The following is a 15,112-nucleotide window of genomic DNA, read 5'->3' on the forward strand; positions in this document are numbered from 1 at the left end:
TCGCAGCGTTCCGGCTCAGACCGGGTCCTTATCGAGATGATTTCTATCATGTCCTCCGCTGCATCATTCCGCACAGAAAAAGACCTGCTTGGCGTACTCGAAGTACCGGCGCAAGCGTATTACGGCATCCAGACCCTGCGAGCGGTAAACAACTTCCGTCTCTCCGGTGTCCCGATCTCGCATTACCCCAAGCTGGTGGTCGGCCTGGCCATGGTCAAACAGGCCGCCGCTGACGCCAACCGTGAACTGGGCCAGCTCAGCGAAGCCAAGCACGCAGCCATCAGTGAAGCCTGTGCACGATTGATCCGCGGCGATTTCCACGAAGAATTCGTGGTGGACATGATTCAGGGCGGCGCCGGCACGTCGACCAACATGAATGCCAACGAAGTCATCGCCAACATCGCGCTGGAGGCCATGGGCCACCAGAAAGGCGAGTACCAATACCTGCACCCCAACAACGACGTGAACATGGCGCAGTCCACCAACGACGCCTACCCGACTGCGATCCGCCTGGGTCTGCTGCTGGGCCACGACGCCTTGCTGGCCAGCCTCGACAGCCTGATCCAGGCGTTCGCGGCCAAGGGTGAAGAATTCAGCCACGTCCTGAAAATGGGCCGCACCCAGCTGCAAGACGCTGTGCCGATGACCCTCGGCCAGGAATTCCGCGCCTTCGCCACCACCCTGAGCGAAGACCTGGCACGCCTCAAAACCCTGGCGCCTGAGTTGCTCACCGAAGTGAACCTGGGCGGCACCGCCATCGGCACCGGCATCAACGCCGACCCGCGCTACCAGGCCCTGGCCGTGCAGCGCCTGGCAACCATCAGCGGCCAACCGCTGGTCCCAGCCGCCGACCTGATCGAAGCCACCTCCGACATGGGCGCCTTCGTGCTGTTCTCCGGCATGCTCAAGCGCACCGCGGTCAAGCTGTCGAAGATCTGCAACGACCTGCGCCTGCTGTCCAGCGGCCCACGCACCGGCATCAACGAAATCAACCTGCCGGCCCGCCAGCCAGGCAGCTCGATCATGCCCGGCAAGGTCAACCCGGTGATCCCGGAAGCGGTCAACCAGGTGGCGTTCCAGATCATCGGCAATGACCTGGCCCTGACCATTGCGGCCGAAGGCGGCCAACTGCAACTGAACGTGATGGAACCGCTGATCGCCTTCAAGATCTTCGACTCGATCCGCCTGCTGCAACGGGCCATGGACATGTTGCGCGAGCACTGCATCGTCGGCATCACCGCCAACGAAGCGCGCTGCCGCGAACTGGTCGAGCACTCGATCGGCCTGGTCACCGCCCTGAACCCATACATTGGCTATGAAAACGCCACCCGCATCGCCCGCGTTGCCCTGGAAAGTGGCCGCGGCGTGCTGGAACTGGTGCGCGAAGAAGGCTTGCTCGACGACGCCATGCTCGACGACATCCTGCGCCCGGAAAACATGATCGCTCCGCGTCTGGTCCCGCTCAAAGCGTGATCGACACGAGCACCGCTCACCAGGTCGAGGGACTAGACACCTCTCACCTTTTGAGGGCTTGGGGAATATTCCCCAAGCCCTTTTTTTAATTGATAGCAGCCAAGGATGACCGAACCTGTGGGAAGGAACCTGCTCGTGATAAACGACGACGCGCTGCCCGTTGTAAACCGCGTCGCCAGCCAACACGAGCAAGCTCGCCCCCACAAGAACCTGACCGAAAGGCCAGGTGTTTCAAAGGATCCGTTTCGTCGGACGCACCACAACTGTGCAGACGGGCACCGCGCTGATAGGTATAGTGCCGCCCCTCTTCGCATGAGCGGTCGTCGGCAGCGAGACCCTTAAACATGCGAAAACCGAACTAATAACAAACCCGCAAAAAATGGACCGGGACGCAACATCGCCCTCACCTGTCGTGCCGCGCGCCGACCGATGTAACGCAATGTTTCCAAATGGCCAGTATTTGCTTAAACAAAAAACAGCGAGGAATACTCATGCTCGAAGTCATCAACGACTTCCTTTCAGGGAAAGTGCTGATCGTGCTCATTGTCGGGCTCGGTGGCTACTTCACGATCCGCTCGCGTTTCGTACAGTTCCGTCATTTCTTTCACATGTTCACGGTCTTCCGTGACAGTCTGAAAAGCAGCACCGACCAGCTCAGCTCCTTCCAGGCCCTGATGCTCAGCCTCGCTGGCCGTGTTGGCGCGGGCAACATTGCCGGTGTCGGCATCGCCGTGACCCTTGGCGGTCCGGGTGCAGTCTTCTGGATGTGGGTGACCGCTCTGGTCGGCATGTCCAGCAGCTTCTTCGAATGCTCCCTCGGCCAGCTCTACAAGCGCTGCGACTCCGAAGGCCAGTACCGTGGCGGCCCGTCCTACTACATCCAGCACGGCCTGCAGAAGCGCTGGCTGGGCATGATCATGGCGTTCCTGCTGCTGGTCACCTTCGGCTTCGCTTTCAACGGCCTGCAAGCCCACGCGGTCACCCACTCGCTGAACAACGCCTTCGGCTTCGACACCACCTACACCGGCCTGGGCCTGGCGGTGCTGCTGGGCCTGGTGTTTATCGGTGGGATCAAGCGTATCGCCAAGGTTGCCGACCTGCTGGTACCGGTCAAGACCCTGGCATACATCGCCGTGACCATTTACGTGATCGTGCTGCAGTTCGACCACGTACCGGCCATGCTGGCGACCATCGTCAAGAGCGCCTTCGGCCTCGACCAGGCCTTTGGCGGCCTGATCGGCAGTGCCATCGTCATGGGCGTCAAGCGTGGCGTGTTCGCCAACGAAGCCGGCCTGGGCAGTGCGCCTAACGTGGCCGCCGTAGCCTCCGTCGAGCACCCGGTTGCCCAGGGCGTGGTACAGGCGTTCAGCGTGTTCCTCGACACCTTCGTGATCTGCACCTGCACCGCGCTGCTGATCCTGCTGTCGGGCTTCTACACCCCAGGCTTCGAAGGCGACGGCATTGCCCTGACCCAGAACTCCCTGGCAGCCGTAGTCGGTGACTGGGGCCGGATGTTCATCTCCGTGGCCCTGGCGCTGTTCGTCTTCACCTCGATCCTCTACAACTACTACCTGGGCGAAAACAACCTTCGCTTCATGCTGGGTGAAAACCGCAAGGCCCTGATCGCCTACCGCGCGCTGGTCCTGCTCCTGATTTTCTGGGGCGCCATCGAAAACCTCAGCACCGTGTTCGCCTTCGCCGACATCACCATGACCCTGCTGGCGTTCGTGAACCTGATCGCGCTGTTCCTGCTGTTCAAGGTCGGCATGCGCATCCTGCGCGACTACGATGACCAGCGTTCGGCCGGTATCAAGACGCCAGTCTTCGACTCCAGCAAGTTCCCGGATCTGGACCTGGACCGCAAGGCTTGGCCTGCGACCCCCTCGGCGCCGGTTACCAAGCCTGACGCCGCTGTTGCTGGCGTGACCGCAGCGCAACGCTGATCGGTAACAAGCTGTTTGGAAAAAACCGGGCGCATCCCCTGCGCCCGGCGTGACACAGCATAAGGTCGGCGTCATGCTCGACCTTATGTTGTGGCGGCTAACCCAAGCTGCCGTTTTCGTCCTCGGAGAACAACCATGAATTCCACCACCTACCCCGCCGCCCAGCACGTCATGGTGCTCTACACCGGCGGTACCATAGGCATGCAGGCCAGTGCTCACGGCCTGGCCCCGGCATCCGGTTTCGAAGCGCGGATGCGTGATTACCTGCACAGCCAACCCGAACTCGTCGTGCCGCAATGGCGCTTCCGGGAAATGTCGCCGCTGATCGACAGCGCCAACATGACCCCGGCCTACTGGCAGCAACTGCGCGAAGCGGTGGTCGATGCCGTGGACGTGCAGGGCTGCGACAGCGTACTGATCCTGCATGGCACCGACACCCTGGCCTACAGCGCAGCGGCGATGAGCTTCCAACTGCTGGGCCTGCATGCGCGGGTCTGCTTCACCGGTTCCATGTTGCCCGCCGGCGTGACCGACAGCGACGCCTGGGAAAACCTCAGCGGCGCACTGGTCGCGCTCGGCCATGGCCTGGCGCCGGGCGTGCACCTGTACTTCCACGGCGAACTGCTGGCACCGACCCGTTGCGCGAAAGTGCGCAGCTTCGGTCGTCACCCATTCAAGCGCCTGGAGCGCCAGGGCGGCGGCGCCAAGGCATCCTCCCTGCCGGTGCAGTTGAATTACGACCAGCCCAAGCAATTGGCGAACATCGCGGCGCTGCCACTGTTTCCCGGCATCAGCGCGCAGATCCTCGATGGCCTGCTGGGTAGTGGCATCCAGGGTCTGGTGCTGGAGTGCTATGGCAGCGGTACCGGGCCGAGCGACAACCCGGCCTTCCTCGCCAGCCTCGAGCGAGCGCGGGACAACGGCGTGGTGGTGGTGGCGGTGACCCAATGCCATGAAGGTGGCGTCGAGCTGGACGTGTACGAGGCTGGCAGTCGCTTGCGTGGCGTTGGCGTACTCTCCGGCGGCGGCATGACTCGCGAGGCTGCGCTTGGCAAGTTGCAGGCGTTGATTGGCGCGGGCTTGCCGGTAGACGAAGTTCGGCGGCTGGTGGAGCTGGACCTGTGTGGCGAGCTGAGCTGACACCCACAGGGCCCGCTCAAGCCTTGCAATCTTCGCCCGGCATATAACTTGCTCCGTTTCCAGCTTCCCCAGGCTGGAAACGGACATGCTTCATTCTCACCTCACCACCCTGAACGCCGTCTCACTGGTACTCAGCACCTTTAAAAGCGAAGGGCTGTCCAGTGATGCGTTGCTGGCCGGCAGCGGCATCAGCGCGGCGGACCTGAGCCGGGCCGACACGCGCATCACCACCAACCAGGAGATGCAGGTCTGCGCCAACGCCGTGGCCCTCAAGCGCGACATCGGCCTGGAACTGGGCCTGCGCATGCACGTTTCGTCCTACGGCATGCTCGGCTACGCCCTGCTCACCAGTGCCACCTTAGGTGACGCCTTGCGCCTGGCGCTGCGCTATCCGGCGCTATTGGGAACACTCTTCGACCTGAACCTGGACGATGACGGCGACTGCATATGGTTCAGCGCCAGCGATTATCGGGAAAACCCGGCCCTGGCGGTGTTCAATGCCGAGTTCTGCATGGTTTCGCTGAATATCATCTGCAACGACCTGCTCGGCCACACGCTGCCATTGCGCGCAGCACGCTTCGAACATCCGGCACCCGATTACCAGGCGCGTTACGCAGCGCTATTCGATTGCCCAGTGCGCTTTGACAGCGTCGATAATGCTTTCGCTTTCGAGCGACACTGGCTCGACCAACCCTTGCCCCTGGCCGACCCCATCACCCATCACGCCATGGCCGAACGCTGCCGCCGGCAGAACACCGAGTTCACCGGCCGCCAGGCCTGGCTGGGGCGGATTCGCCAGCTGCTCGCCGCCCAACTGGACGCCGCTCCCGGACTGGAAGGCCTGGCCGAACAAATGAACTGCTCGGCGCGCACCTTACGCCGGCACCTCAAGGACCTGGGTTGCAGCTACCAGGAACTGTTGGATGAACTGCGTTTCGAACGGGCCAAGCAGATGCTCTGCGAGGACCAGTTGCCGATCCATCGCATCGCCGAACGCCTGGGCTTCAGCGAAACCGCCAGTTTTCGCCATGCCTTCGTGCGCTGGAGCGGGGTAGCGCCAAGCCAGTTCCGGTCCTGATGTGGGAGCAAGGCTTGCCCGCGATGGCGTCAAACCAGACACATCCTGCTCCAACATTCCAAGCCGGATCTACTCCTGCTGTCCTAGCCTTGAACTAAAGGACAGATTAAGGATGATCACTTGTGACCACACGGCCTCATTCCCAACAGTTACGTTCCGGATGTTATTCGCAGTCTGGGCAAATCTATTTATTGACAGTGAATACGCGCGACCGCGAGCCGTTTTTTGGTCGCTTCGAGACAGGACGCTTGGTGGTTGATGCCTTTCGGAAGGCTCAGGAAGAGCAATTTGCCCATTCGTTGGCCTGGGTGGTGATGCCGGACCATTTTCACTGGCTGATCGAATTGCAGGAGATAGGACTCTCCAAACTGATTGCGCGAACAAAATCTCGGGCCACAGTTACCTTCAATCGATTGATGCAGCGGGAAGGATCGCTTTGGCAGGATGGGTTCCATAACCGGGCCATTCGCAAGGAGGAGGATTTGCAAACGGTCGCTCGATACATCGTGGCGAACCCGTTGCGGGCCGGTTTGGTTACGAAAATCGGGGACTATCCATTGTGGGACGCGATATGGGTTTGACTCGATTCAAGCTGTGTCCATGACGGCCCATCGCGGGCAAGCCTTGCTCCCACAGGCAGGGTGCATGCCGCCCTCAGGCATTCCAGGTACTGCTCCGTGGGAGCAAGGCTTGCCCGCGATTGCAATATGACTAACCCCGCAAAAACGCCTGATGCAGCTCGTCCACCGTCTGGAAGTGATACGCCGGGCGCTCGGCGCTGAGTTCTTCATGGCTACCAAACCCATACCCCACCGCTGCCGCATCCAGCCCATTGCTGTGGGCGCCGATCAGGTCGTGTTTGCGGTCGCCGATCATCAGGGTGCTGGCCGGGTCGAGGCTTTCTTCGGCCAGCAGGTGGGCAATCAGTTCGACCTTGTTTGTGCGGGTGCCGTCCAGTTCGCTGCCGTAGATCACCTTGAAGTGCCGGGCGAAGTCGAAATGACGGGCGATTTCCCGGGCGAAGACCCAGGGTTTGGAGGTGGCGATGTACAACTGGCGCCCTTGGCCGCCCAAGGTTTCCAGTAGCGGCATCACGCCGTCGAAGACACGGTTCTCATAAAGGCCGGTGACCTTGAATCGCTCACGATAGAAATTCACCGCCTCCCAGGCCTTCGCTTCGTCGAAGTCATAGAACTGCATGAAGGCCTGCAACAGCGGCGGGCCGATGAAGTGCTCGAGGCGGGTCAGGTCGGGTTCGTCGATGCCCAGTTTGCTCAAGGCGAACTGGATCGAACGGGTGATGCCCTCGCGGGGGGTCGGTGAGGGTGCCGTCGAGGTCGAAGAGTACGATCTGGTAGTGCATTGCAGGTCCTGGTAGTGGCATCACGTGGCGAGGGAGCTTGCTCCCGCTGGGCCGGTCCGACGCTTCGGGCGCAGCAGACCCATTTTTTGTGAGCGCTTCGCGCTCAAGCGGGAGCAAGCTCCCTCGCCACGATGAATCAAACAAGTAAGAACAGTGACAAACCCATCAAGGCCGGTCGTAACCTTCAGCCAGATGCAGATCCTTGAGCTTCACGTAGTTCGCCGCGCTGTAAGTGAAAAAAAGCGCGCTCCTTGTCAGTCAGTGGCCGGGCCTGTTTCACCGGGCTGCCCACATACAAGAAGCCGCTTTCCAGGTGCTTGCCCGGCGGTACGAGGCTGCCGGCACCGATGATCACATCATCTTCGACCACCGCGCCGTCCATGACGATGCTGCCCATGCCGATCAGGATCCGACTGCCTACGGTGCAGCCATGGAGCATGACTTTGTGGGCGATGGTCACGTCGTCGCCGATCAACAGCGGGAAGCCATCGGGATTGAAGGGACCGGCATGGGTGATGTGCAGCACGCAACCATCCTGGACGCTGGTACGCGCACCGATACGGATGCGGTGCATGTCACCGCGAATCACCGTCAGCGGCCAGACAGAGCTGTCTTCGCCGATTTCGACGTCGCCGATCACCACCGCGGTGCTGTCGACAAAAGCGCCACGGGCTAGCCGCGGGCTGTGGTTCTGGTACGTACGAAGGGTCACGATAGGCTCTCTCTTATCCAGTGATAGGCGCTGCTAGCTGCGGTGAACGTCGATTGTAATTAAGATGGGCCCATGTTTCTTCCAGCCAAGGTGTCGACCGTGAGCGTGAACAACCCTCTTTTACAGCCCTATGACCTGCCGCCATTCTCGGCGATCCGTGCCGAGCACGTGCAACCGGCCATCGAGCAGATCCTGGCTGACAACCGTGCCGCCATCGCCGAACTCCTCAAGACCCAAGTCCAGCAGCCTACCTGGGCCGGCCTGGTATTGGCGATGGACGAGCTCAATGATCGCCTGGGCGCCGCCTGGAGCCCGGTCAGTCATTTGAACGCCGTGCGCAACAGCCCTGAACTGCGCGAGGCCTACGAGGCCTGCCTGCCGGCGCTGAGTGCCTACTCCACGGAACTGGGCCAGAACCGCGAACTGTTCCAGGCTTTCGAAGCCTTGGCCAACAGCCCCGAAGCCGCTGGTTTCGACGTGGCGCAGAAAACCATCCTGGAACACTCCCTGCGCGACTTCCGCCTGTCGGGCATCGACCTGCCGCCCGAGCAGCAGAAGCGTTACGCCGAAGTGCAAAGCAAACTCTCCGAGCTGGGCAGCCGCTTCTCCAATCAACTGCTGGATGCAACCCAGGCCTGGACCAAGCACGTCACCGATGAAGCCGCCCTCGCCGGCCTGACCGATTCGGCCAAGGCGCAAATGGCCGCGGCTGCCCAGGCCAAGGAACTGGACGGCTGGCTGATCAACCTGGAATTCCCCAGCTATTACGCGGTGATGACCTACGCCGAAGACCGCGCCCTGCGTGAAGAAGTCTACGCGGCGTACTGCACCCGCGCTTCCGACCAGGGCCCGAATGCCGGTCAGAACGATAACGGCCCGGTGATGGAAAAGATCCTCGACCTGCGTCAGGAACTGGCCCAACTGCTCGGTTTCGCCAACTTCGCCGAGTTGAGCCTGGCGACCAAGATGGCCGAATCCAGCGATCAGGTCCTCAGCTTCCTGCGTGACCTGGCCAAGCGCAGCAAGCCGTTCGCCGCCCTGGACCTGGAGCAGCTCAAAGCCTTCGCCGCCGAACAGGGCTGCCCCGACCTGCAAAGCTGGGACAGCGGTTTCTACGGTGAAAAACTGCGCCAGCAACGTTACAGCGTGGCCCAGGAAGCCCTGCGCGCCTACTTCCCGATCGACAAAGTGCTGAGCGGCCTGTTTGCCATCGTGCAACGCCTGTACGGCATCGAAATCGCCGAACTGAAAGGTTTCGACACTTGGCATCCGGATGTGCGCCTGTTCGAAATCAAGGAGAACGGCCAGCATGTCGGCCGCTTCTTCTTCGACCTCTACGCCCGCGCCAACAAGCGTGGCGGCGCCTGGATGGACGGCGCCCGCGACCGTCGCCGTACGATCGAGGGTGTACTGCAAAGCCCTGTGGCGAACCTGGTGTGCAACTTCACCCCGGCCGACAGCGGCAAGCCGGCGCTGCTGACCCACGACGAAGTCACCACCCTGTTCCACGAGTTCGGCCATGGCCTGCACCACCTGCTGACTCGCGTCGAGCACGCTGGCGTGTCCGGCATCAACGGCGTGGCCTGGGATGCCGTGGAACTGCCAAGCCAGTTCATGGAGAACTGGTGCTGGGAGCCTGAAGGCCTGGCGCTGATTTCCGGCCACTACGAAACCGGCGACCCGCTGCCCCAGGACCTGCTGGAAAAAATGCTCGCGGCGAAAAACTTCCAGTCCGGCCTGATGATGGTCCGCCAACTGGAGTTCTCGCTGTTCGACTTCGAGCTGCATGCCACCCACGGCGACGGACGCGGCGTGCTGCAAGTGCTCGAAGGCGTGCGCGACGAGGTGTCGGTCATGCGTCCGCCGGCCTATAACCGCTTCCCCAACAGCTTTGCGCACATTTTCGCCGGCGGGTATGCGGCGGGCTACTACAGCTACAAATGGGCGGAAGTACTGTCAGCGGATGCGTTCTCCAAGTTCGAAGAGGACGGCGTGCTCAACGCTGCCACCGGTCGTGCCTTCCGCGAAGCCATCCTGGCCCGTGGCGGTTCCCAGGAGCCCATGGTGCTGTTCGTCGACTTCCGTGGCCGTGAGCCGTCGATTGACGCACTCTTGCGCCATAGCGGCCTGACCGAGGACGCGGCAGCATGAGCGAGGGGCCTGTGATTACCAAGAGACGCTTTATCGCCGGGGCGGTCTGCCCGGCCTGCAGCGAGCCGGACAAACTGATGATGTGGAACGAAGACGGCGTACCGCACCGTGAATGCGTGGCCTGCGGTTACTCCGACACACTCAACGAGCAAGGCCTGTCGGTGCCCAAGGAATTGGGCACCCGGGTCAACACCTCGGCGCTTAAAGTGCCGGATGCCAAGGTCCAGGCGGTGCAGTTTTTCCCCAACCCCAAGTTGAAGAAAAAAACCGACTGACATCTTCGGCATCACCTTCCGGGCCCCAAGGCCCGGAAGCGATACATATATATCGCCATGCCGCCCACCTTCCTGCCCAGACTGCTCATCCCGTTCAGTCCATGGAAGGCTTCCGATGCCCAACGATGACAACCCGCTGTTGCAGGCCCATGACCTGCCACCTTTTTCCCAGATCCAAGCCCGGCATTTCTCGCCGGCCCTCGACCGGATTCTTGCCGAGAGCCGCGATCAAGTAGCCGACATCATCAAGACCCAGACACCGTTCCCCACCTGGGACGACCTCGTGCTGGCGATGGACGAAATCCACGCCCGGCTGAAAGGTTTCGACTATGTGCTCAAGCGCCTGACCTTGACCAGGACAGGCGACGCCTGGACCCAGGCTTCACTCGACTGCAGCGAACGGTTGCACGATTACCAGCGGTCGTTGAAACAACACCCCGAACTGTTCCAACTCTTCCAGCGCTTGGCGAACAGCCCGATAGCCCGGCATTTCACACCAGCGAGAAAAAGAACCCTGGAAAAGATCCTCCGGCAGTTTCGCCAGAACGGGTTGGCGCACACCGCACAGGCAGACTTGAAAGACCTGCAGCTACGCATCCAAGGTGCCCAGAGCTTGTTCCTGGAGCACCTGCACGAAGCCAATAAAGCCTGGAGCAAAACGTTTGACGATGAAGCTCAACTGAGCGGCCTGCCGCCGTCTTTCAAGCAACGCATGGTCGACCAGGCGCGTGAGGCCGGGCGTGAGGGCTGGCTGCTGACGCTCAATGAGGAGTCGTTTCGCATCGTCACCCGTTACGCTGACGATCACCTTTTGCGCAAGCAAATGTACGTCGCCTTCAGCACGCGCGCGTCGGACCAAGGGCCGCATGCCGGCGCGTTCGACAACGGTGAAGTACTCGCGCAATTGCTCAGGGATCGTCATCAACAGGCCACGTTACTGGGCTATTCGAATTACGCTCAAATGGCGATTGAGCCGGAGCAGGCCAAGTCGCCTGAACAGGTACTGGCCTTCCTGCAAACACAGCTCGCCCAGCGGCACAGCGCATTTGTCCGGGACACAAAACAACTGCAGGCATTTGCCACGACGCAAGGCTTCAGGAGGCTCCAGCCTTGGGATTATCAATACCTGGCAGAACAACTTCGGCGGCAAACGACTGGGGTTTCGGAGCAGGCCGCCAGTGCCTGGTTTGAATTGGAGTCGACTTTCGCACAACTGTTACTGATCGCCAGGGACCTGTTCGGCGTGAACATCGTTGAACGTCAGGATGTGGCGACGTGGCATACGGACGTGCGTCTTTTTGAAATCCGCGAGCGGGATGAGACCCTGGGTTACCTCTATTTCGACCCGTTCGAGGATGCACATCAGGACGGCTTCCCCAATACCACCACCCTGCGCAACCGCCGCATCACCGCCGAGGGCCGGCCTCGGCACCCCATCGCCGCGTTGCATGGCTGGTTGCCGCGTGGCTCAGGTGCAAGCCCGGTGTTGCTGGATCATCGGCAACTGCGAATCCTCTTTCACGAGTTCGGCCATTGCTTGCACCACATCTTGACCCGGGCTGAATACCGCGTCGTTTCCGGGATCTCGGAGCTGTCCCGGGATACGGCCGAATTCGCCGGGGTTTTGTTCGAGCAATGGTGCTTCTCCAAGCCATGCCTGATTCGTGTATCCAAACATCACCAAACCGGGGCGCCCTTGCCGGACAACATCGCCGATCAGTTGCTGGTTTACCTCCATACCCAGACCAGTTGGGAAAGCGCCTCTTTCTTGCGTGATGCGCTGTTCGACGTGGAGTTGCACCGCAGCCACGGCGACGGACGCACTGCCCAACAAGTATTCGCGCAAGTCAGCGCACAGGTCGGGCATCTGCCGATGTCTGCAAACGAACGCTGGCCCAATGGCCTGGACTATATGGTGACCGGCTATGGGGCCGGGATCTACGCCTATGCCTGGGCGAAGAAATTGGCGAAAACCGTATTCCAGCGCTTCGAGCGCGACGGACTGTTCAACCGGGAAACCGGGCGGGCGTTGCGCGAGACGATTTTCGGGCCGAGCGACTCACGACCGCTGTCTGAATCGATCTCGGCGTTTTTGGAGACGTAACCGATCAGCGTTCGGGAAGCACAATCTGAGGGTCAAGATGACGCGTCGTCGTGGTCGAGTTGACCCAGCTTTCCAGGGAGCAAAGGGCAAAGACGCTGGTGCTGCAATCACCGTTCGCCAACGCCGTGCGGAGTTTGTCGACATCGGCCTGCATCATGTAGCGAACGCCGTCCTTGAAATGATGGCTGTCACCGAAGCCACCTTCGGTCATTTCGTTCAACGCATCCTCCTTGCTCCAGCCCTGTACCACCACCCGGTACATGGCGGCCACCAATCCGGTGCGGTCCGAGCCGTGCTTGCAATGCATCAACACCGGCCCCTTGGCTTCGGCCGCCTGGACGGCGCGCAAGGCCCTGAGTATGTCGCTGTCATCGACGTGATTGGTGCGATAGGGCAACTGCACCTGCTCGATGCCCGGGGTGGACAGCCAGCGCTTGTCCGACTCCGGCAGGAAAGTGATGACCGTGCCGATCCTGAGCTTCGTCAGCAAAGGCAGCGCTCCGCCGTCCGGCAGGGAGCTGCGGTAGAGCGTCGGTGACATCTGGTAGAGGTTGTAGTCCTTTTCCACCGGTTGCGCCCATTCAGCGGGCCTCGCCTCAGTGGAATCAGCCGCTTGGGCGGAAGTTTCGGCCAACCCGATGAGCAAGGCCAGGCAGAGCAGTGAACGGGAACAGAGCTTGAGCATGCACGAACGACCGAAAACGAAGGAATACGAGATGATCAGTTTCGGCTCGCTGCGGTTAAAAGCCTGTGAGGAGAACGTCAAAGTGTTGTGAACGATGATCCGGTATTTGGACTGCTGAATGGCACTGGCCTTAATCGAATACAGCGAATACTGTATGCACATACAGCTATCCGAGCATTCCCATGCCAGCCTCCCTTCCACCTCGCGGCCGCGGCACCGCGACCAACCCGCACAACCGCTTCGCCCCGAGTCGCTCGGTGGCTGAAGATGACGGTTGGCACCAGGAAGTCCCGCCGACCCAGGGCACCGAAGTGCGCATCGAAATGGCGAAGACCATCATTACCCGCAACACCTCGTCCGATATTCCCTTCGACCGCTCGATCAACCCGTACCGCGGCTGCGAACACGGCTGCATCTACTGCTATGCGCGGCCCAGCCACGCCTATTGGGACATGTCGCCGGGGCTGGATTTCGAAACCAAGCTGATCGCCAAGACCAATGCCGCCGATGTGCTGGAAGAGCAATTGTCCCGGCGCGGCTATCAATGCGCGCCGATCGCACTGGGTTCCAACACCGATCCCTATCAGCCTATCGAGCGCGAACAACGGATCACCCGGCGGATTCTCGAAGTGCTGCTGCGTTATCGGCATCCGGTGACCATCGTCACCAAGGGGTCGTTGATCCTGCGCGACCTGGACCTGCTGACCGAGCTGGCGCAACAACGCCTGGTGCACGTGATGATCAGCCTCACCACCCTGGACGATGAACTCAAGCGCATTCTCGAACCCCGCGCGGCGGCACCCAAGGCACGGCTGCGGGCGATCAAGGTCATGCGCGAGGCGGGTATTGCCGTGGGGGTGCTGTGTGCACCGATGATCCCGATGATCAATGACAGCGAGATCGAAAGCCTGCTGGCCGAAGCCCACGCCGCCGGCGCCCAGAATGCCGCCTACGTCATGCTACGCCTGCCGCTGGAAGTCGCGCCGCTGTTCGAGGAGTGGTTGCAGGCGCACTACCCGCAACGCGCCGCCCACGTGCTGAGCCTGGTTCGCCAGAGCCGCGGCGGTGAACTGTATGACAGCCGCTTCGGTGCGCGGATGCGCGGCGAGGGCCCGTTCGCCGACCTGCTGGCCCAGCGTTTCGCCAAGGCACTCAAGCGCTTGGGGCTTGAGCGCCGCGACGGGTACACTCTTGATTGCGATGCCTTCTGTCCGCCGGGCCGACAGATGTCGTTGATTTGATTAAAGTTGACCTTGGAAAGGCCACTGGACATGAACTGCGCCAGTGTTTCGCCACCCCTGGAATCGTTGTCCTAGAGCCTTCGATTTCAGTTTGAGTTAAGTTTCGGCCGCTACCTTGTTCAGCGAGTGACTGACGGGTCGAACATCTCGACCTGGATGTTTTTTAACCAGCCACTGGCGTCAGACCGTCAAAAAGAGGATGAATCATGAGTGACAAGGATAAACAGCCGTTGGCTGCGTCGGCTTCAGCCCAACCCGAGGCGGAAACCGCCGATGCAGCGCTGCAGCATATTGTTGACGGCTTTTTGCATTTCCATCACGAGATCTTTCCGCAGCAGGAAGAACTCTTCAAGAAACTCGCCACCGCCCAGAAACCCCGGGCGATGTTCATCACCTGCGCCGATTCGCGCATCGTGCCCGAGTTGATCACCCATAGCTCCCCCGGCGACCTGTTCGTGACCCGCAACGTCGGCAACGTCGTTCCGCCTTACGGGCAGATGAACGGCGGCGTCTCCACGGCCATCGAGTACGCCGTGCTGGCCCTCGGCGTGCAGCACATCATTGTCTGCGGCCATTCCGATTGCGGCGCCATGCGTGCGGTGCTCAACCCCGACACCCTGGAAAAAATGCCCACGGTAAAAGCCTGGCTGCGCCACGCCGAAGTGGCCAAGACCATGGTCCACGACAACTGTCCGTGCGGTGACGAAAAGCAAACCATGCCCATCCTCACCGAAGAGAACGTGATCGCGCAGTTGCAGCATTTGCGAACGCACCCTTCGGTGGCCTCGCGCATGGCCAGCGGTCAGTTGTTCATCCACGGTTGGGTGTACAACATCGAGACCAGCGAGATCAAAGCCTACGACGCGGACCAGGGACGTTTCCTGCCGCTCGATGGCAGCCATCCGATACCGGTGGCGACGCCCAAAGCGCGCTTCTAACCACTCCTA

Annotated in this window: 11 protein-coding genes and 2 pseudogenes; 10 read left to right on the forward strand and 3 right to left on the reverse strand. The window is 61.1% G+C overall.

Annotation, left to right across the window (positions count from 1 at the left end; genetic code table 11):
* Positions 1 to 48 precede the first annotated feature (48 nt).
* From aspA to GN234_RS17740, 5 genes are all read left to right on the forward strand, one after another.
* A complete protein-coding gene (gene aspA / locus GN234_RS17720) occupies positions 49 to 1,473 on the forward strand; it encodes an aspartate ammonia-lyase (protein WP_003196363.1) in 1,425 nt (474 codons plus the stop codon).
* Between the two features lie 491 nt (positions 1,474 to 1,964).
* Entirely contained in the window at positions 1,965 to 3,416 is a 1,452-nt protein-coding gene (locus GN234_RS17725) for an alanine/glycine:cation symporter family protein (RefSeq protein ID WP_116833866.1), read from the forward strand.
* A gap of 135 nt (positions 3,417 to 3,551) precedes the next feature.
* Positions 3,552 to 4,556 (forward strand): asparaginase, encoded by a 1,005-nt coding sequence (locus tag GN234_RS17730; RefSeq protein WP_109752945.1) that lies wholly within the window; start codon positions 3,552 to 3,554, stop codon positions 4,554 to 4,556.
* A gap of 85 nt (positions 4,557 to 4,641) precedes the next feature.
* Positions 4,642 to 5,634, forward strand: coding sequence for an AraC family transcriptional regulator (locus GN234_RS17735; protein ID WP_109752944.1), 993 nt, complete (start codon positions 4,642 to 4,644; stop codon positions 5,632 to 5,634).
* A gap of 122 nt (positions 5,635 to 5,756) precedes the next feature.
* On the forward strand, positions 5,757 to 6,215 hold the full coding sequence (locus GN234_RS17740; RefSeq protein WP_176688831.1) for an REP-associated tyrosine transposase: 459 nt from the start codon (positions 5,757 to 5,759) through the stop codon (positions 6,213 to 6,215).
* Between the two features lie 130 nt (positions 6,216 to 6,345).
* On the opposite strand, the pseudogene GN234_RS17745 reads toward GN234_RS17740, so the two are convergent.
* Positions 6,346 to 6,997 (reverse strand): annotated as a pseudogene (locus GN234_RS17745) (HAD family hydrolase).
* A gap of 165 nt (positions 6,998 to 7,162) precedes the next feature.
* Positions 7,163 to 7,709 (reverse strand): annotated as a pseudogene (locus GN234_RS17750) (gamma carbonic anhydrase family protein).
* A gap of 72 nt (positions 7,710 to 7,781) precedes the next feature.
* Here GN234_RS17750 and prlC point away from each other — a divergent pair.
* The 3 genes from prlC (at position 7,782) to GN234_RS17765 (ending at position 12,239) form a co-directional block, all read left to right on the forward strand.
* The gene (gene prlC / locus GN234_RS17755) at positions 7,782 to 9,860 is read left to right on the forward strand and encodes an oligopeptidase A (RefSeq protein WP_176688832.1); all 2,079 of its coding nucleotides are present in this window, start codon (positions 7,782 to 7,784) and stop codon (positions 9,858 to 9,860) included.
* Positions 9,857 to 10,135 carry a YheV family putative zinc ribbon protein gene (locus GN234_RS17760; RefSeq protein WP_047230061.1) on the forward strand — a complete coding sequence of 93 codons (279 nt, stop codon included), beginning with the start codon at positions 9,857 to 9,859 and terminating at the stop codon, positions 10,133 to 10,135. Before prlC ends, GN234_RS17760 begins: the two co-directional genes overlap by 4 nt.
* 115 nt (positions 10,136 to 10,250) lie before the next feature.
* Entirely contained in the window at positions 10,251 to 12,239 is a 1,989-nt protein-coding gene (locus GN234_RS17765; protein ID WP_176688833.1) for a M3 family metallopeptidase, read from the forward strand.
* A gap of 4 nt (positions 12,240 to 12,243) precedes the next feature.
* Here GN234_RS17765 and GN234_RS17770 read toward each other — a convergent pair whose 3' ends face one another.
* Complete coding sequence (locus tag GN234_RS17770; protein ID WP_176689602.1) at positions 12,244 to 12,924, reverse strand: phosphatase domain-containing protein; 681 nt, start codon at positions 12,922 to 12,924, stop codon at positions 12,244 to 12,246.
* A gap of 182 nt (positions 12,925 to 13,106) precedes the next feature.
* Here GN234_RS17770 and GN234_RS17775 point away from each other — a divergent pair, with 182 nt between their 5' ends.
* Both GN234_RS17775 and GN234_RS17780 read left to right on the forward strand, forming a co-directional pair.
* On the forward strand, positions 13,107 to 14,165 hold the full coding sequence (locus GN234_RS17775) for a PA0069 family radical SAM protein (RefSeq protein WP_176688834.1): 1,059 nt from the start codon (positions 13,107 to 13,109) through the stop codon (positions 14,163 to 14,165).
* A 206-nt stretch (positions 14,166 to 14,371) separates the two neighbouring features.
* On the forward strand, positions 14,372 to 15,103 hold the full coding sequence (locus GN234_RS17780; RefSeq protein WP_109752939.1) for a carbonic anhydrase: 732 nt from the start codon (positions 14,372 to 14,374) through the stop codon (positions 15,101 to 15,103).
* The last annotated feature ends 9 nt before the right edge of the window (positions 15,104 to 15,112 follow it).

Origin of the sequence: Pseudomonas bijieensis (genome assembly GCF_013347965.1) — a bacterium.
GTDB classification, from domain to species: Bacteria; Pseudomonadota; Gammaproteobacteria; order Pseudomonadales; family Pseudomonadaceae; genus Aquipseudomonas; species Aquipseudomonas bijieensis.